We start from the raw sequence: 15,483 nt of genomic DNA, 5'->3' as shown, positions 1-15,483 counted from the left end.
CGGAATCGACCATCGGGTAGGCGCGGCGGGCCTCGGCGCTACCGACCGTTCTGCGGCTGGTGTGGCCGGTACCCCATCGGTCCGAGCGCGGGACGTGCCGTCGAGGCGCTCGCCGTGTCCGGCGGCTCGACGGCGGCGCACCGTGCGCCGCGGGGCGGCACGGCCAGGTCCACCAGGTACGCGTCGGTGGTGCGGCGGGTGCAGTCGCTGCGGTCGTAGACGCCGTGACCCCAACCGTCGTACGTGAGCAGGACGGTGGTGTCGCGGGTCTGCCGGTGGACGTTGACCGCCCACTCGTACGCCGTGGACGGGTCGTGCCGTGCGTTGAGTAGCAGGATCTTCGGCGCGTCGGTGATGCGCAACCGGCGTTGCGGATTCACGGTGTCGCCGGAGCGGCCGATGCAGGAGGCGACCGCCTCGGCTCCCAGCGGGGAGCCGTTCATGGCGGGTGCGACGGTGCGGGCCTTCTTAGCCAGGGCGGTGAATTCGCGGTGGTCGCGGACCGGGAGACTCCAGTCCAGGCAGAAGACCGCAGGGAACAGGTGGGCCTTGAGATACGGCTCCTCCTCCGCCGGGGTGGTCGGTGGGGTGAGGTCGGGGCGGTCCAGTTTCGCCAGGAACGTGGCGAGCCCGGCCCAGTCGGGTCCGTAGAAGGCGAGGAACGCCTCATCACGGATCAGGTGCGGGGTGACCGGCGTGTCCGGCGACCGTGGATGCACCAGTGCGCCACGTTCGGCCCGCTTGAGCAGGTCGTGCCAGAGCCGGGGCACGTTGCGGCCGTGCAGCGCACAGGACCGGGTGCGGGCGCACCAGGAGACGAACTCCTGGAACGAGTCCTCGGCGGCAGCGGCCTCGGTCGTGAGGAAGGCCCGGGTGCCGAGGCTGTGGTCCATCACGCTGTCCAGCACCATGGCGCGGACGTGCTCACCGTGCCGCTCGGCGTACTGCAGGCCGATCAGCGTGCTGTAGGAGAGGCCGAAGTAGCTGATGGTGCGTTCGCCCAGCGAGCGGCGTACGGCGTCCATGTCCTCGACCACGCTGCGGGTGTCGACGTTGTCGTAGAGCGGACCGGTCCGGGCCCGGCAGTCGTCGGCGAACCGCTGGTTGAACCGGGCCAGGCGGGTGAACTCGGCCTGGTTGTCGGGTCGCAGCGACGGACGTCGGTCGAGCAGGTCCGGCGAGCAGACCACCTCGGTGCTGCGGGCGATTCCGCGGGGGTCGATGCCGACGATGTCGAACCGCTCCCGGACCTCGCGGCTGAAGTAGCGGTCGGCGACCAGGGCGAAGTCCACTCCCGAGCCCCCGGGGCCGCCGATGTTCACGAACAGCACCCCCCGCCGCTCGGCCGGGACGGCGGCTATCTGGCGGGCCAGCGCGAGGTCGAACGTCGCGCCGTGTGGGGCGGTCCAGTCGATCGGCATGGGGATCGTGCCGCACTCGACCTCGGCCCGTTCGGGGCAGGGCGCCCAGGTGATGTCGGCGCGGTAGCCACGGTCGGGGGCGGCGGTGGGCGTGGCGGGGGGACGGGCCTCGGCGGGTACCGCCGTCGCGGGTACGGCGGTACCCGCGACGAGCGTGGCGGCCAGTGCGACGACGATCGCCCGTCGCCGCAGGGCGGGTTCGGTTCTCATCGCTCCCGACCGCCGTCCGTCTTATTTGGCATGACCATGCTAAATGCCGTAGCACGGTCATGCTAGAAAGATGGGGTGCCCAAACAGGTTGACCCTGACCAGCGCAGACGCCTGGTCGCCGATGCCGTTCTGGACGAGATCCTCGACAACGGCATCCAGTCGGTGACCCTCGCCCGCATCGCGCAGCGCACCGGACTGGCCATCGGCAGCATCCGGCACTTCTTCACCGGCCACGACGAGATGCTCACCTTCACCTTCTCCGTCGTCGTCTCCCGGATGAGCGACCGCCTCGGCGGCGAGGGCGCTGCGGCCGGCGGCGAGGGCGGTGCGGGCGGCGGCGAGGGCGTTGTGGCCGGGCCGACCGGCACGAACGCACTCGACGCGATCGGCGCGCTGCTGCTGCGGTCGGCGCCCGGTCAGGTGCCGCACCGGGAGAACGTGGCCTACCTGGAATACCTGATGCGGGCTCGCACGGTGCCGCACCTCCGAGCCGAACTGGCGCGGATCCAGGCCGAGGGGGAACGGATCATCGCCGACCTGGTCCGTGGCGCTCTGGCGGGGACCACGGCGTCCGAGGCGGACACGCGGTTGGAGGCCGCCGCGATCACGGCGATGCTGAACGGCTTGGCGCTCACCGACGCGTACGCGCCGGAGCCCCTGGCCGCGCACGACGTGCGGCAGATCGTCACCCGGATGCTGGAGCGGCTGCGCGGGGCCTACCCGACGAGGTGCGGCGTACCGCGTCGCTGAACGCCGGCCAGCGCTGCGGCGGTGCCGCAGCGAGGGACAACGACCGTGTCGGAGGGGGTGTCCGCACCCCTCGAAGCGGGGGGTGTCCCGGTCCCGACCAGGTCTCATAGGGTGCGCTCACACGTACCTGGAGGAGTTGGGCTCGATGGGATCGAAGCGCAGGCGGGCCCGGGTGGGGCTGACGGCGGCGGCGGCGGTGGCTGTCGTCGTACTCGGTGTCGGCATCGGCGCCGCCGGCGCGAGCGGCCGACAGCCCTGGTGGGGCCTCGGGCAGCAGGCCACGCCCACGCCGAGCGTGACCCCGAGCGACGCCCCGACCTCCGATGCGTCGTCGGCCCTGGGCGCGCCGGTGAGCGCCGGGCCGACCACGGCGGCACCGTCGGCGAGTACGTCCCCGAGCGTGCCCGCGACCACGCCGCCGCCCTCGCGGACCCCGTCGGCCTCCGGCAGCCCCGCCTCGTCGGCGTCGTCGCCGACCCCGCCGACCGGGAACCGCACGACCGCGCCGACGTGGGCGCCGCCGCCCGCGAACGCCGGGTTCGACTACCAGATCGGCGGGGTGTACGCGCCGCCGTCCGGCGTCACCGTGGTCAGCCGTGACCTGGAGGCGTCACCGGCCGCCGGGCTGTACAACATCTGCTACGTCAACGCCTTCCAGGCGCAGCCGGGCGCGGAGTCGTGGTGGAAGACCAACCACCCGGACCTGCTGCTGCGGGACGCGCAGGGCAACCTCGTGGTCGACGAGGACTGGAACGAGCTGATGCTGGACTTCTCGACCGCCGCCAAGCGGACGGCGTTGACCACGATCGTGGGCGGGTGGATCGACCGGTGCGCCAGCAAGGGGTTCAAGGCGATCGAGCCGGACAACCTGGATTCGTTCACCCGGTCCAAGGGCCTGCTGACCGAGTCGCAGGCGGTCGCGTACGCGGCGTCGCTGAGCGCATACGCGCACGGCAAGGGGTTGGCCGTGGCGCAGAAGAACCTCGCGGAGCTGAGCACCTCGAACGCCCGCAAGGCCGGGTTCGACTTCGCCGTCGCCGAGGAGTGCGGCACCTGGAACGAGTGTGACGCGTACACCCGCACCTACGGCGCCAACGTGATCGTCATCGAGTACACGGAGAGCGGCTTCAGCAAGGGGTGCGGGTCGCACGGCAGCACCCTCTCGGTCGTGCTGCGCGACCTCGCCGTCTCGGCGCCCGGCTCCCGCACGTACGTCCGTAAGGCGTGCTGAGCGGGGACCTCAGTCCGCGGGTACGACCTGGATGACGCTCTCGCCACCGACCGCGTTCCCCTGGTCGGCCATCGAGCTGATCAGGTTGTAGTAGCCGGGGCCGGCGTCCGGGGCGATGACGATGGTGCTGACCGGACGTCGGTCAGGCGCGTCGGCGGGGCGTACCGGCTCGGCCGGGTAGGTGACCAGCCCGGGGACGGTGAGCGTGCCCATCGCGTGCGCGGTGAGCTGCTCGACCGACTCGAACGGGCCGATCAGGTGGGCGGTCAGCTCGACGCCGGGCCCGGGAGTCGGCGTCACGGGCGGCTCGTCGGGTGACTCGACGACCCAGTTCAGGGTGAAGGTCTGCCCCGGCTGGTACGACCTCTCGACGTCGGCGGTCTCGCAACAGGAGTAGGTGAGCGTCGACGCCGCGACCTCCTCCACCGGGCTGACCACACACGCGGCCAGGAGCGGGAACAGGAGGGCCAGGGGCAAGGCGCGGTAAGCCTTCATGCGCCGGAGCGTATGCCCTGGTCGCAACCCCTGACCTCGATGTTCGTCGCCGAGGCGGACGAGTCGGGGTCACGGACGGGAGGTCGTCACTTCTGCCGCTCCCGGAAGTAGCCGGTCCGCAGACCGATCGCCAGGACGACCGCGTAGACGCCGGTGAGCAGGAGCGTCGATATCAGGGCGTCCTGCCAGGAGCCACGAATGATCCAGTTGATCAGCAGCATCACCGGCATGGCAACGAGCAGGGCGAGGAACATCCGCACCGGGTACGGCCACCGTCTCATGGCAGTTTCTTACCCCGAGAGCCTCTGCGCGATGCGCGTCACGGCGTGGCCGCCGCCGGTGTCGGCGGCGGCCAGCCGGTGGTGACTGCGGTGCTGCTCGGGTCAGCCGTTGTCGATCAGGCTGGCGATCTCGTTGTAGATCAGGTGCGCCTTCGCGCCCTGGTTGGACGGGCAGCCGCCGAGGTGGTGCAGGGCGATCACCCGGTGGCTGCTGTTCAGCACCGGTGAACCGGAGTTGCCGCCGGAGGTGTCGCAGCTGTAGCTGATGTTCCAGGTGTTGTAGTTCGCGTTCCGGACGGTGCAGCGCGCGCCGTTCTGGGTGTCCTCGAAGATGGAGAGGCGCTTCGGGCTGCCGTCACCGTGGCCGGGAATGTACATCTGGGTGCCGGTGGTGGTGGCGGTCGTCGCCAGGTAGAGCGTGCCGAAGCCCTGGATGGCCGCGAAGTTGTTCACCGAGAACAGGGCGTAGTCGAGCTGGTTGGAGCCGCCGCTGCTGACCCGGTAGAGCGTGGCGCCGCTGACCTTGGTGCCGGGGCCGGGGTTGGCACCGCCGCAGGTGGCGCACTGGTAGTTGAACTGCATCTCGCTGCCGCTGACCGCCGACTGCGTCGAGAAGCAGTGCTTGTTGGTCAGCATCCGGTTGGTGTTGCCGACCCGCCAGGTGGTGCACATGCCGCCACCGCTGATCAGCAGGCGGGCTACCGCGTTGCCCCGGGCGAACTCGGTCGGGTGGCTGCTCTGGTAGCAGACCACGTCGCGGCGGGCGTCGGTGCTGCACACCGACTGGGTGGAGAAGTTGTGCGCGGCGATCTCGGTGCGGTCGTAGCCGCGCCAGAACCGGTCGATGGTGGCGGCGCTGCCCCGGCTGGCGCGGGTGCTGTGCAGCGTCACCACGGCGGTGTCGCCCTCGACGGACATGGCCCAGAAGCCCGGCCGCCCGTCGGTGGTGTAGTCCGAGCCGGTGGCCCGGTTCAGGTCGCGGTCGTACCGGTGGCTCTCCCGGCCGTCCGGGCTGGCGACGGTGACGTACTCGCCGGGGCCGAGCCGCAGTGAGGCGAAGTGCACCTTGACGTAGGTGGCGCCGGGGTGGTGGATGACCTGCGTCCGGCCGTCGCGGGCGTACGACAAGGCGCCGTCGACGGTGCGCAGCTCGCCGACGGTCGTCACGCCCTCGGCCACGAACTGCTCCGACTCGGGGGCGCGCGCGGACTGCGGCGCGAGAGGTGGCGCCGAGTACGCCTCGGCTGGTGCCGACAGCAGGCTCAGCCCGAGTGTGCAGGCGCTGAGCATGACCGCCAGCGTGCGCAGACGGCGCGGGGCGTGTGTCATCGTCGCTCCTCCCAGGAGACCGGAACCTTAACGATTGCTCAGTCTTCATACACGAGCTGCGGCGATACATGCAAGACCGTCGATGTTTTGTCGGTGGGGACTCCGGCCTGACGGCACCCGTCGCGTAGGGTCCTGCCCGTGTCCGACCAGCCGACGCGGGAGCCCCGCCGCGCCTCCACGTACGCCCTCGTCCTGGCCGGGCTGAGTCTCGTGCTGTCGTTGATCTCCTGCGGCGTGGTGGCGGTGGCGCAGCTCGGCGACACCGACGACGCGCTCCAGTCACCGCCGCGACCGGCGACCGCGTCGGAGGTGGAGGCCGTCGCCCACGTCACGTTCCCGCCCGGCACGGTGTTCCTCTCGGCCGTCAGCAGCAACGGGCTGGAGACCCACCTGTCGGCGAAGTTCCGGATTCCCCGCGCCGCCCTCGACACCTTCGTCGCCGACGGGGGCTTCGGCGCGGAGCTGACTCCGGGGCTCCGCGCCGTCACGCGGGAGGACGACGTGGGCGGTGGGGACACCTGGCACCCCGAGCGCGCGGCCCGCGTCTCCGGACTGGCCGAAGAGGCGCCGGGGCCCGGCGGTGCGTACCGTCGCCTGCTCGTGGACCTGGACGCGGCGGACGCCGTGACGATCTATCTGCGCGCGACCCGGCCCTGACCCGCGCCGTGCTGACCGTGATCGCGGGTGGTGCGGTGTGTGGGCGGGATGCTGGCCGCCTCCGTCCTCGTCTTCTGGGTCAGCCTGACCTACGTCATGTGACGACAGCCGCCCGAGCCGTCCGGGGCGGCCTCAGACCGTTCCGGACAGGTAGTCCTTCCGTCGCTGCGGCGGGAACTTCTCGATCGCGTACCGCAGCATGACCCTCGGCATCACCCGGTAGTGCCGCACCAGGAACTCCTCCTCCGCCGCCAGGTCCCGGTTGCCGACCTCGCGCAGCATCCAGCCGACGGCCTTGTGCACGAGGTCGTGCGGGTCGCGCAGCAGCCGCTCGGCGAGCCGGAACGTCCACGCGTAGTCGTCGGCCTTGATGAACGCGAGAGTGGCCATCACCGCGATCCGCCGGTCCCAGACCAGGTCCGATCCGGCCAGTCGGTCCAGGACCTCGCGGTCCTTGTCGAGCAGCCAGGGCCCGAGGACGTACGGCGCCCAGGAGTCCACCAGGTCCCAGTTGTTCAGGTGACCGCTGTGCGTCAGCACCAGCTCGACGATCCGGCCGCGTTCCGGCTCGTCGGCCTTGCCGAACTTGCGCACCAGGATGAAGATCGCCGTCAGCCGCTCCTCGTGCACCTCGCTGGTCAGCAGCGTCGCCGTCTCGGCCAGGTCGAGGCCGCGCCAGTGTCGGCCGGCGACCCGGCGCTGCTGCGGCACGGTGACGCCGATGGCCCGGTCGCCCTCGCCGTACCCGCCGGGGAACATCTTGAGGTACCGACTCACACCGGTGGCGCGGGCCGGGTCGGCGAGCTGGGCGAGGTCGCGCCGGATGTCGGCGGCAGTGGTGGCCATGACTCGGCAACCTACCGCGAACGGTGCGCCGTACGGTGTCGGCCGCCCGGGCCCACCGTGGCGCGGCGACGTTTCGAATCCGTCACGCAGTTTTGACGGGCGTTGCGGGAAAGTGCCGGGTAGGTGAATTCCAAGAATGCGCCGCCCTGTGACGTCCACCATGTTGACAGTCCTCGGTGGTCCTTCATTCACGCCACCTTCGCCGCCTCCGCGACGGCGGTGACCTCTCTATTCACGTCGGCGTCCCGGAATCAGATCACAAGCGGTTCCGGATCATTGTTGGCCGGGGCTGTCCGAACGGTATTGCCGCTGACACTTTCCGGTAACCCCGAGCCTCGGCGGATTCGCTAACTTGAGCGTCGCCCGGCAGGGGGCCGGGAAAGTCATCGGGGAGAGGGGCACATGCGCAAGAAATTGATCCGGCAATTACTCGCCGGTATCGCGGTGGGGGCGGCGCTGGTGCCGGTCGTGGTGTCGCCGGCCTCGGCGGCACCCGTGTCACAGGTGCAGTGGGAGCCCTGTGAGCAGGATGACAGTGCCCTGTGCGGCACCCTCGAAGTGCCGGTCGACTGGGCCGATCCGCTCGGCCCGACGATCGAGTTGGCGCTGGCCAAGCGGCCCGCGACCGATCCCGAGGTGCGGCGTGGATCGCTGTTGGTGAATCCGGGCGGCCCGGGTGGGTCGGGCGTGGACTCCGCCTTGTGGGCCACGTACGGTGACGAATTGCGTCGTCATTTTGACATTATCGGTTTCGACCCGCGTGGAGTCGCTCGCAGCGCGCCCATCATGTGTGCGGTCGACAAGTTGTCGGCCCTGCCGGCCGGCGCCATCAAGACGGCTGCCGACTTCACCCAAATGGTCACCGCGAGTCGGGCGCTGGCCGACGACTGCCGCTCCCGGAGTGGGCCGGTATTCGACCACGTGAACACCCTTCAGGTGATCCGGGACATCGACGCGATCCGGGCCGCCGTCGGCGACACGCAGTTGAATTTCCTCGGAATGTCGTACGGCACGCTGATGGCCCAGCAGTACGCGGAACTGTTCCCGACCCGGGTACGCGCCATCGTGGCCGACAGCAGCATGGACCACAGCCTGGACGCCCAGGGTTTCGCCGTCACCCAGGCGGCCGCCGGGCAGGACTCGTTCAACGAGTTCGTGGCCGGCTGCGCCCGGCTGCCGCAGTGCGCGCTGCACGGGCGGGACATCCGCGGGTTCTGGCAGCGGCTGCTCGACCGCGCCGGCCGGGGCGAGTTGCCGGACCCGGACAACCACAGCTACAAGATCACCAAGCGGGATCTGGTCAACTTCGTGCTGGGCAACGTGAACTACCAGCCGTACTGGCTCGACATCGCCGCCGAGCTGGAGCGGGTCGACGCCGGCCGTCCGTGGGGCGTGCCGGCGGCCCGCCAGTCGACCGAGGAGCAGCCGCCGACCGTGGTGCCCTTCGCGTACCAGGCGGTGCTCTGCGAGGACTGGAACCTCGGGGCGCAGAACATCGGGCAGTGGCGGACGATCGTGGACGCGGCCCAACTCGCCTCGCCGGACCTGCCGGACCTGCCCCGGGCGGCCATCGGCGCCATCTGCCTCGGCTGGCCCAGCACGGCGGACAACCCGCAGCGGCCGATCACCCCGACCAACCAGGCCAAGCTGCTGTTCGTCAACTCGTTGCACGACCCGGCGACCGGCTACAACTGGGCGCTCGGTGCCGCCGCACAGTTCGGTGACCACGCCGAGCTGCTGACCTACGAGGGTTGGGGACACATCGTCTACGGCCGGGTGGCCTGCGCCGACGAGGCGATCGAGGCGTACCTGATCGACCTGGTGGTGCCGGCGGACGGTACGCGGTGCGCGGCAGCGCCGCCGCCCGGCACGGAGTCCGACGAGGCTCGGGGCCGCTCGGCCGGCCCGGCCGCCGACGAGGCGCCGCCGCTGGTGCCGCTGCGCAGCGAGCCGAAGCTGCCGACCTGGCTCTTCTGAGCCGGCTGAATGTTCGGCTGGATGTAAGGAAGGGTCCCCTGCTAACGCCTCGCGCATAGCAGGGGACCCCTCCTAACATCCGTCAGCGGTTCAGGTGTCGCCGCCAGTCGCGGGGGACCCGGTCGGTGGGGCCGGGTACGCCCTGGTCGAGGGGGCGGTGTGCGGGGGCGGCGAGTTCCGGACCCTGCTCGTACATCGTCTGCTCGGTGTAGTCCCAGAACCATTCCTCGCCCGGCTCGTAGCTGCGGACGAAGTGGTGGCCGGTCGCGGCGGCGTGGGCGCTCGCGTGCTGGCTGGGCGACGAGTCGCAGCAGCCGACCTGCCCGCACCGGGCGCAGCGCCGCAGGTGGACCCACCAGCCCGGCGGGTCGGCGGCCTCGCACTCGGCACATCCCGGGCCGCTGGGTGGGACCGAGGGGTCGATGCCGTCCATGGCTCTCCTCCGTGGGAAGTGGGTGGTCACCGCCGGGGGCGGCGGGTCAGGTCCGGCTCGTCGCCAGATGCGGGACGTCGCGCAGGCTGAGCGCGACGGGCGGCGGCAGGGGACCGTCGCCGGCAAAGGACGTCAACAGGTACGCGACGAGCCGTCGGGAGGCGGCCAGCGCCGCGTCGGCGGAGTGGGCGACGATGCCGCCGTTGGCCATGAGCAGCAGGACGAGATCGTCCTCGCTGAAGTCGGGGCGCAGCCGCCCGGCGGCCTTGGCCCGTCGAACCAGTTCGGCGAACCCCCGGAGGCCGCGTTCGCGTTCCCGGTCGAGGTCGATGGCATGAGGCAGCGACGCGACGACGGCCGCGCTGAAACCCCGGTCGACGGCCTGCATGGCGCACACCTTCTCGACCAGGGTGCAGAAGCCGCGCCACGGGTCGGGGTCGGCCAGGGCCTCGTCGATCACCGACACGCAGGCCGCGAACTGGTCGGCGAAGACCTCGGCGACCAGCGACTCCTTGGTGGGGAACCGGCGGTAGAGCGTCGCGACGCCGACCCCGGCGCGGCGGGCGATCGCCGCCATCGGCACGTCGAGCCCGCGTTCGGCGAACAGCGCGCCGGCGACCTCGACGATCCGGTCGCGGTTCTGTCGCGCGTCGGCGCGCAGCCCGTCCACGGCCGGCATCCGAGAGGCGGTCCCACTCATCCTTCTCACTTTAGCGTAAGCGGATGGTGCTCTCCGCTTAACCTGTTACGTTGGCGGGCACCAAGATCCGTGGAGGTATGGTGAGCTACCGGTTCTCCCTGCCCGTCAGGGCCGTCGCGCGGGTGAACGCCTGCGCCCTGAGCCTGCGCTCCTCGCGCCGATGGGGTCGCCTGGTCAGTCGGTATCTGACCGTCGTCACCTACACCGGACGCCGCTCGGGACGTACCTTCAGCACCCCGGTGGGATACCGGCGTACCGGCGACACGGTGACGATCCCGGTGGGCCTCGCCGACGCCAAGAAGTGGTGGCGCAACTTCGTCGGCGAGGGCGGCCCGATCACGCTGCATCTGGACGGCGTGGACCGCACCGGCCACGCGGTCGCCCGACGCGACGGGAAGGGCCTGGTCACCGTCACCGTCCGCCTGGACGCCTGATCCCGACCGACCCGACCGATCCCGGAGGACCCCGGCGGACCCCGACCCGCGTCTCCCCGGCGACCGGGGATGTTAGGAAGGGTCCCCTGCTATGCACGAGGCGTTAGCAGGGGACCCTTCCTTACACGCGGGTGAGGAAGGCGGCCAGGCCGTCCAGGACGCGGGTGACGTCGCTGTCGTCGTTGTACGGGGCCAGGCCGAGCCGCAGCGCGTGCTCGTCGTCCAGGCCGAGGCGACGGAACGGCTCGTACGCGTAGAAGGAACCCGCCGGTGCCAGGACGTCGTGGCCGAGCAGGAACCGGTAGGCGTCCCGGGTCTTGCGGCCGGGCAGGGTGAGCAGCAGCGTCGGGGTGCGGTCGGCGGCCCGGGAGTGGACGACCACGTCGGGCCCCAGGTCCGCCAGTCCCTCCTCGATCCGCTGCCGCAGGCGGGTCTCGTGCGCGTCGACGGCGTGCAGCGAGGCACGCAGCCGCTCCCGCCGAGACGTGTTCGTCGGGTCGTCGCCGGGGGCGATGTCGGCGAGGAAGTCGACAGCGGCGGTGGCGCCGTCCAGCATCTCGTACGGCAGGGTGCCGAGTTCGAAGCGCTCGGGCACCACGTCGGTGGCCGGGATCAGCTTGTCCGGTCGCAGCGTCTCCAGCAGGCCCGGGTCGGCGGCGAGCACCCCGCAGTGCGGTCCGAGGAACTTGTACGGGGAGCAGACGTAGAAGTCGGCGCCGAGCGCCGGCACGTCGACGAACTGGTGTGCCGCGTGGTGCACGCCGTCGACGAAGAGCAGTGCGCCGACCGCGTGCGCGGCGTCGGCGATCGCCCGGACGTCGGGTCGGGTGCCGAGCAAATTCGACGCGCCGGTGACGGCGACCAGCCGGGTCCGCTCGGTGACAGCGGCGGCGACCGAGGCCGGGTCGAGTTCGGCGGTGGTCGGGTCGAGGTCGATCCAGCGCACCTGCGCACCGGCCCGTTCGGCGGCCAGCACCCACGGCCGGACGTTGGCGTCGTGGTCGAGCCGGGTCACCACCACCTCGTCACCGGGACCCCAGTCGCGGGCCAGGGTCCGGGAGAAGTCGAAGGTCAACTGCGTGGCGCTGCGGCCGTGCACGATCCCGGCGGCGGGTACGCCCAGCAGGTCGGCGTAGGCGAGCCGGAACGCGCCGACGGCGGCGTCCGCGTTGGTCTCCGAGAGCGCGCCGGTGCCCCGGTTGGAGATCGGCGCGGTCATGGTGGCGGCGACCGCGTCGGCGACCGGCCGGGGTGTCTGCGTGCCACCCGGGCCGTCGAAGTGTGCGATGCCCGAGGCCAGCGACGGGAAGTGGGCGCGGAGCGCGGCGACGTCGAACCCGGTCGGTCCGGCGGATGCGGTGGAGGTCATCTCGGTCTCCTGGCGGTCGAGCGGGTGGTCCGGCACCGGCGAGGGGCGCGACGCCTGCAACATAGTGCAGGCCGGTGCGCCGGTCACGCGGTGTCGGCCCGTCGGTCGGGGGCGTACGCACGGTCGGCGGGGGCGGCGATGGTCGATCCGGCGGTCTAGGCTGACGCCCGGAAGACGACATTGGTCCGAATGAGACGGAGGGTGCGAACGTGGTGGACGGCACGGCGGTGAACGGCGGCGAACAGGACAGGCCCACTCTGGACACCGGAGTGCCGCAGACCGCGCGGATCTGGAACTACCTGCTCGGCGGCAAGGACAACTTCGCCGCCGATCGCGAGGTCGGCGACCAGATCATCGCCAACCTGCCGCAGCTCGCGCAGAACGCCCGGCTGTCCCGGGCCTACCTGGCCCGGGCGGTGCGCCACCTGGCCGGTACGGCGGGCGTCCGCCAGTTCCTGGACGTGGGCACCGGCCTGCCCACCGCCGACAACACTCACGAGGTGGCGCAGTCCGTCGTCCCGGACGCGCGCATCGTGTACGTCGACAACGACCCGCTCGTGCTGGCACACGCCCGCGCCCTGCTGGTCGGTACGCCCGAGGGTGCCACCGACTACGTGGACGCGGACCTGCGCGACCCGGACCGGATCCTGCGCGCGGCCTCCCGGACGCTGGACCTGGACCAGCCGGTCGCCGTGATGCTGATGGGCATCCTCGGCCACGTCGAGTCCGACGAGGAGGCGAAGTCGATCATCGACGGCCTGGTCGGTCGGCTGCCCTCCGGCAGCTACCTCGCGATGTACGACGGCAGCGACACCAGCGAGGCGGTCACCGAGGCGGTCCGGATCTGGAACCTCTCCGCCAACCCCCGATACCACCTGCGCAGCCCGGAACGGATCGCCGGACTGTTCGAGGGTCTTGAACTCGTCGAGCCGGGCGTGGTCTCGGTGACCCGCTGGCGTCCCGACGGCGACCCGGCCGAACTGCCCGAGGAGATCGACCAGTACTGCGCGGTCGGTCGTAAGCCCTGACCGGGTCAGCGGCAGTAATCAGTCGTCCGTCATCTAGCTGGCAGGCTATCTCGTTGGTACTGTCGCCCGATGCCGACGGATTTCGAAGCTAAGGGCGTCGACCGCACCCGTCTTGGCCGGCTGCTCGCGCGGGAGCGGTCCACGTTCGTGGACCGCCACCCCCGCTCGGCCGCCGCGTACGCCGACGCCCGGCACCTGTTCGGCAAGGTCCCGATGACCTGGATGAACAAGAACGCGGCCGGCTTCCCGGTGTACCTGGACCGGGCACGCGGGGCCCGGGTCACCGACGTCGACGGCCACGAGTACGTGGACTTCTGTCTCGGGGACACCGGGGCGATGGCCGGACACTCTCCGACGCCGGTGGTCGAGGCGGTCACCCGACGCCTCGCCGACCTCGGCGGGGCGGCCACCATGCTGCCCACCGAGGAAGCGGCGGCGGTCGGTGCCGAGCTGACCCGCCGCTTCGGGCTGCCCGCCTGGAGCTTCACGCTGACCGCCACCGACGCCAACCGGTGGGCCATCCGGCTGCTGCGCGCCGTCACCGGCCGCCCACGCATCCTGGTCAACAGCTACTGCTACCACGGATCGGTGGACGAGTCGCTGATCGTGGTCGGGCCGGACGGGCGGCCCACCAGCCGGGCGGGCAATGTCGGCGCTCCCTGCGACGTGACCTCCACCAGTCGGGTCGCCGAGTTCAACGACCTGGACGGGCTGGCCCGCGAACTCGCCCACGGTGACGTGGCCGCGGTGCTGATGGAGCCGGCGCTGACCAACATCGGCATCGTGCTGCCCGAGCCCGGCTACCTCGACGGCGTACGCGCGCTCACCCGGCAGCACGGGACCTACCTGGTCAACGACGAGACGCACACGTTCTCCGCCGGGCCGGGCGGCGCGACGGCCGCCTGGGATCTGACGCCGGACGTGGTCACCATCGGCAAGGCCATCGGCGGCGGCATCCCGGTCGGCGCGTACGGCCTCTCTGCCGAACTGGCCGCCGCGCTGACCGGCCGGACCGACCTCGACCTGGTCGACATGGGCGGGGTGGGCGGCACCCTGGCCGGTAACCCGGTGTCGATCGCGGCCACCCTGGCCACCCTGCGGGAGGTGCTCACCGACGAGGCGTTCGCCGGCATGGCCGAGGTGGCGACCGGCTTCGCCGAGGGGGTGGGCGCGCTGTTCGCCGAGTACGCGTTGCCGTGGTCGGTAAGTCGGCTCGGCGCGCGGGTGGAGTACCGATTCGTCGACCCGGCTCCGCGTACCGGCACCGAGTCGGCCCGGTGCGCCGATGCCGACCTGGAGGACTACCTGCACGTCTACCTGCTCAACCGGGGGATCCTGATGACCCCGTTCCACAACATGGCGCTGATGTGTCCGCAGACCACGGTCGAGGACGTACGCCGACACCACGAGGTCTTCGGTGACGCGCTGGGCGAGCTGGTGGGGTGACCGATCGGGTGGGAACAGCCGAAACCTATTGACTCTCGATAGGTAGCGAGTGATAGTCGATACATGCTGGTGACACGTTGGGCGGTGGCCGCCCTCAGAGTCTTCCTCGTGGTGCTGTTCGGGATCCTGGTCGTGTTCCAGACCCTCTCGCTGCCGGGGCAGTTCGCCCACATGGCGCAGGAGTCACCGGAACAGGCGTACCTGCGGTGGCCGTTGACCGCGGTCACGGTCTTCTGGGTGCTCTGCGTCCAGGTGGTGGTCGTCGCCACCTGGAAGTTGCTCACCCTGGTCAAGAACGACCGAATCTTCAGCCCGGCCTCGCTGGTCTGGGTGGACGTGATCGTGTGGGCCGTCGCCGCCGCCTGGGTGGTGCTGGTGGCCGTGTTCCTCTACGTAGGATTCAGGGCCGACGACCCCGGAGTCCCGTTCCTGCTGCTCCTGCTCTCGACCGGCGTCGCCGTGCTGGGGCTGCTGATGGTGGTGCTGCGCGCGCTGCTGCGACAGGCCACCACGCTGCGGACCGACATGGAAGCGGTGATCTGATGCCCATCGTGGTACGCATCGACGTCCAGCTCGCCAAGCGCAAGATGAGCGTCGGTGAGTTCGCCGATCGGGTCGGGCTCACACCGGCGAACGTGGCGGTGCTCAAGAACGGCCGGGCCAAGGCCGTCCGGTTCAGCACCCTGGAGGCCATGTGCCGGGTGCTCGAATGCCAGCCCGGTGACCTGCTCGAATGGGTGGAGGAGTGAGCCTCGCGGGGGGCCGGCGGGGGGGGGGGGGCCCCCCCGGGGGGGGGGGGGGGGGGGGGCGGGGGCGGGGGGGGGGGGGGGGCCCCACCCCCGCGGGGGGGGGGGCCCCCCCAGCCCCGCCCAAAAC

Annotated in this window: 17 protein-coding genes; 9 read left to right on the top strand and 8 right to left on the bottom strand. The window is 71.2% G+C overall.

Going from position 1 to position 15,483, the window contains the following annotated elements:
- Positions 1-38 precede the first annotated feature (38 nt).
- A complete protein-coding gene (locus ACIBO1_RS30365; RefSeq protein WP_396752453.1) occupies positions 39-1,631 on the bottom strand; it encodes an alpha/beta hydrolase in 1,593 nt (530 codons plus the stop codon).
- A 75-nt stretch (positions 1,632-1,706) separates the two neighbouring features.
- On the opposite strand from ACIBO1_RS30365, the gene ACIBO1_RS30360 reads away from it, so the two are divergent.
- Positions 1,707-2,381 carry a TetR/AcrR family transcriptional regulator gene (locus tag ACIBO1_RS30360; protein WP_396752451.1) on the top strand — a complete coding sequence of 225 codons (675 nt, stop codon included), beginning with the start codon at positions 1,707-1,709 and terminating at the stop codon, positions 2,379-2,381.
- A 337-nt stretch (positions 2,382-2,718) separates the two neighbouring features.
- On the top strand, positions 2,719-3,612 hold the full coding sequence (locus tag ACIBO1_RS30355) for an endo alpha-1,4 polygalactosaminidase (RefSeq protein ID WP_396752504.1): 894 nt from the start codon (positions 2,719-2,721) through the stop codon (positions 3,610-3,612).
- A gap of 9 nt (positions 3,613-3,621) precedes the next feature.
- On the opposite strand, the gene ACIBO1_RS30350 is transcribed toward ACIBO1_RS30355, so the two are convergent.
- The 3 genes from ACIBO1_RS30350 to ACIBO1_RS30340 all read right to left on the bottom strand — a co-directional run bounded on the left by ACIBO1_RS30350 (position 3,622) and on the right by ACIBO1_RS30340 (position 5,717).
- Positions 3,622-4,107, bottom strand: coding sequence for a hypothetical protein (locus ACIBO1_RS30350; RefSeq protein WP_396752450.1), 486 nt, complete (start codon positions 4,105-4,107; stop codon positions 3,622-3,624).
- Between the two features lie 86 nt (positions 4,108-4,193).
- On the bottom strand, positions 4,194-4,388 hold the full coding sequence (locus tag ACIBO1_RS30345; RefSeq protein ID WP_396752448.1) for a hypothetical protein: 195 nt from the start codon (positions 4,386-4,388) through the stop codon (positions 4,194-4,196).
- Positions 4,389-4,490: 102 nt separating this feature from the next.
- Entirely contained in the window at positions 4,491-5,717 is a 1,227-nt protein-coding gene (locus tag ACIBO1_RS30340) for a trypsin-like serine peptidase (RefSeq protein WP_396752446.1), read from the bottom strand.
- A gap of 138 nt (positions 5,718-5,855) precedes the next feature.
- On the opposite strand from ACIBO1_RS30340, the gene ACIBO1_RS30335 reads away from it, so the two are divergent.
- Positions 5,856-6,374, top strand: coding sequence for a hypothetical protein (locus ACIBO1_RS30335; RefSeq protein ID WP_396752444.1), 519 nt, complete (start codon positions 5,856-5,858; stop codon positions 6,372-6,374).
- Positions 6,375-6,506: 132 nt separating this feature from the next.
- Here ACIBO1_RS30335 and ACIBO1_RS30330 read toward each other — a convergent pair whose 3' ends face one another.
- Positions 6,507-7,220 (bottom strand): DNA alkylation repair protein, encoded by a 714-nt coding sequence (locus ACIBO1_RS30330; RefSeq protein WP_396752442.1) that lies wholly within the window; start codon positions 7,218-7,220, stop codon positions 6,507-6,509.
- Positions 7,221-7,622: 402 nt separating this feature from the next.
- Between ACIBO1_RS30330 and ACIBO1_RS30325 the strand changes: the two genes are divergently transcribed.
- Positions 7,623-9,197: an alpha/beta hydrolase gene (locus ACIBO1_RS30325; protein WP_396752440.1), complete on the top strand. Its 1,575-nt coding sequence runs from the start codon at positions 7,623-7,625 to the stop codon at positions 9,195-9,197.
- 82 nt (positions 9,198-9,279) lie between these two features.
- Here the strand turns inward: ACIBO1_RS30325 and ACIBO1_RS30320 are convergent, their stop codons facing one another.
- Together ACIBO1_RS30320 and ACIBO1_RS30315 are read right to left on the bottom strand one after the other, a co-directional pair.
- A complete protein-coding gene (locus ACIBO1_RS30320) occupies positions 9,280-9,630 on the bottom strand; it encodes a UBP-type zinc finger domain-containing protein (protein ID WP_396752438.1) in 351 nt (116 codons plus the stop codon).
- Positions 9,631-9,676: 46 nt separating this feature from the next.
- Entirely contained in the window at positions 9,677-10,330 is a 654-nt protein-coding gene (locus ACIBO1_RS30315) for a TetR/AcrR family transcriptional regulator (RefSeq protein WP_396752436.1), read from the bottom strand.
- Positions 10,331-10,380: 50 nt separating this feature from the next.
- On the opposite strand from ACIBO1_RS30315, the gene ACIBO1_RS30310 reads away from it, so the two are divergent.
- The gene (locus ACIBO1_RS30310) at positions 10,381-10,764 is read left to right on the top strand and encodes a hypothetical protein (RefSeq protein WP_396752434.1); all 384 of its coding nucleotides are present in this window, start codon (positions 10,381-10,383) and stop codon (positions 10,762-10,764) included.
- Between the two features lie 121 nt (positions 10,765-10,885).
- Here ACIBO1_RS30310 and ACIBO1_RS30305 read toward each other — a convergent pair whose 3' ends face one another.
- The gene (locus tag ACIBO1_RS30305; protein WP_396752432.1) at positions 10,886-12,133 is read right to left on the bottom strand and encodes a cysteine desulfurase-like protein; all 1,248 of its coding nucleotides are present in this window, start codon (positions 12,131-12,133) and stop codon (positions 10,886-10,888) included.
- Between the two features lie 209 nt (positions 12,134-12,342).
- On the opposite strand from ACIBO1_RS30305, the gene ACIBO1_RS30300 reads away from it, so the two are divergent.
- The 4 genes from ACIBO1_RS30300 (at position 12,343) to ACIBO1_RS30285 (ending at position 15,356) form a co-directional block, all read left to right on the top strand.
- Positions 12,343-13,161, top strand: coding sequence for an SAM-dependent methyltransferase (locus ACIBO1_RS30300; protein WP_396752430.1), 819 nt, complete (start codon positions 12,343-12,345; stop codon positions 13,159-13,161).
- A gap of 69 nt (positions 13,162-13,230) precedes the next feature.
- Entirely contained in the window at positions 13,231-14,607 is a 1,377-nt protein-coding gene (locus ACIBO1_RS30295; RefSeq protein ID WP_396752428.1) for a transaminase, read from the top strand.
- A 63-nt stretch (positions 14,608-14,670) separates the two neighbouring features.
- On the top strand, positions 14,671-15,150 hold the full coding sequence (locus tag ACIBO1_RS30290; protein ID WP_396752426.1) for a DUF2975 domain-containing protein: 480 nt from the start codon (positions 14,671-14,673) through the stop codon (positions 15,148-15,150).
- Positions 15,150-15,356: a helix-turn-helix transcriptional regulator gene (locus ACIBO1_RS30285; protein WP_350695398.1), complete on the top strand. Its 207-nt coding sequence runs from the start codon at positions 15,150-15,152 to the stop codon at positions 15,354-15,356. Before ACIBO1_RS30290 ends, ACIBO1_RS30285 begins: the two co-directional genes overlap by 1 nt.
- Positions 15,357-15,483 lie beyond the last annotated feature (127 nt).

This window comes from Micromonospora sp. NPDC049903, assembly GCF_044460945.1.
GTDB lineage: Bacteria > Actinomycetota > Actinomycetes > Mycobacteriales > Micromonosporaceae > Micromonospora.
This window is presented reverse-complemented; position numbering and strand designations above follow the sequence as displayed.

Bases quoted from the DNA above. Each gene is read 5' to 3' on its own strand.
- ACIBO1_RS30325 (WP_396752440.1), top strand. From the start codon at position 7,623: ATGCGCAAGAAATTGATCCGGCAATTACTCGCCGGTATCGCGGTGGGG.
- ACIBO1_RS30320 (WP_396752438.1), bottom strand. From the start codon at position 9,630: ATGGACGGCATCGACCCCTCGGTCCCACCCAGCGGCCCGGGATGTGCC.
- ACIBO1_RS30290 (WP_396752426.1), top strand. From the start codon at position 14,671: ATGCTGGTGACACGTTGGGCGGTGGCCGCCCTCAGAGTCTTCCTCGTG.
- ACIBO1_RS30365 (WP_396752453.1), bottom strand. From the start codon at position 1,631: ATGAGAACCGAACCCGCCCTGCGGCGACGGGCGATCGTCGTCGCACTG.
- ACIBO1_RS30340 (WP_396752446.1), bottom strand. From the start codon at position 5,717: ATGACACACGCCCCGCGCCGTCTGCGCACGCTGGCGGTCATGCTCAGC.
- ACIBO1_RS30315 (WP_396752436.1), bottom strand. From the start codon at position 10,330: ATGAGTGGGACCGCCTCTCGGATGCCGGCCGTGGACGGGCTGCGCGCC.
- ACIBO1_RS30295 (WP_396752428.1), top strand. From the start codon at position 13,231: ATGCCGACGGATTTCGAAGCTAAGGGCGTCGACCGCACCCGTCTTGGC.
- ACIBO1_RS30305 (WP_396752432.1), bottom strand. From the start codon at position 12,133: ATGACCTCCACCGCATCCGCCGGACCGACCGGGTTCGACGTCGCCGCG.
- ACIBO1_RS30330 (WP_396752442.1), bottom strand. From the start codon at position 7,220: ATGGCCACCACTGCCGCCGACATCCGGCGCGACCTCGCCCAGCTCGCC.
- ACIBO1_RS30345 (WP_396752448.1), bottom strand. From the start codon at position 4,388: ATGAGACGGTGGCCGTACCCGGTGCGGATGTTCCTCGCCCTGCTCGTT.
- ACIBO1_RS30285 (WP_350695398.1), top strand. From the start codon at position 15,150: ATGCCCATCGTGGTACGCATCGACGTCCAGCTCGCCAAGCGCAAGATG.
- ACIBO1_RS30350 (WP_396752450.1), bottom strand. From the start codon at position 4,107: ATGAAGGCTTACCGCGCCTTGCCCCTGGCCCTCCTGTTCCCGCTCCTG.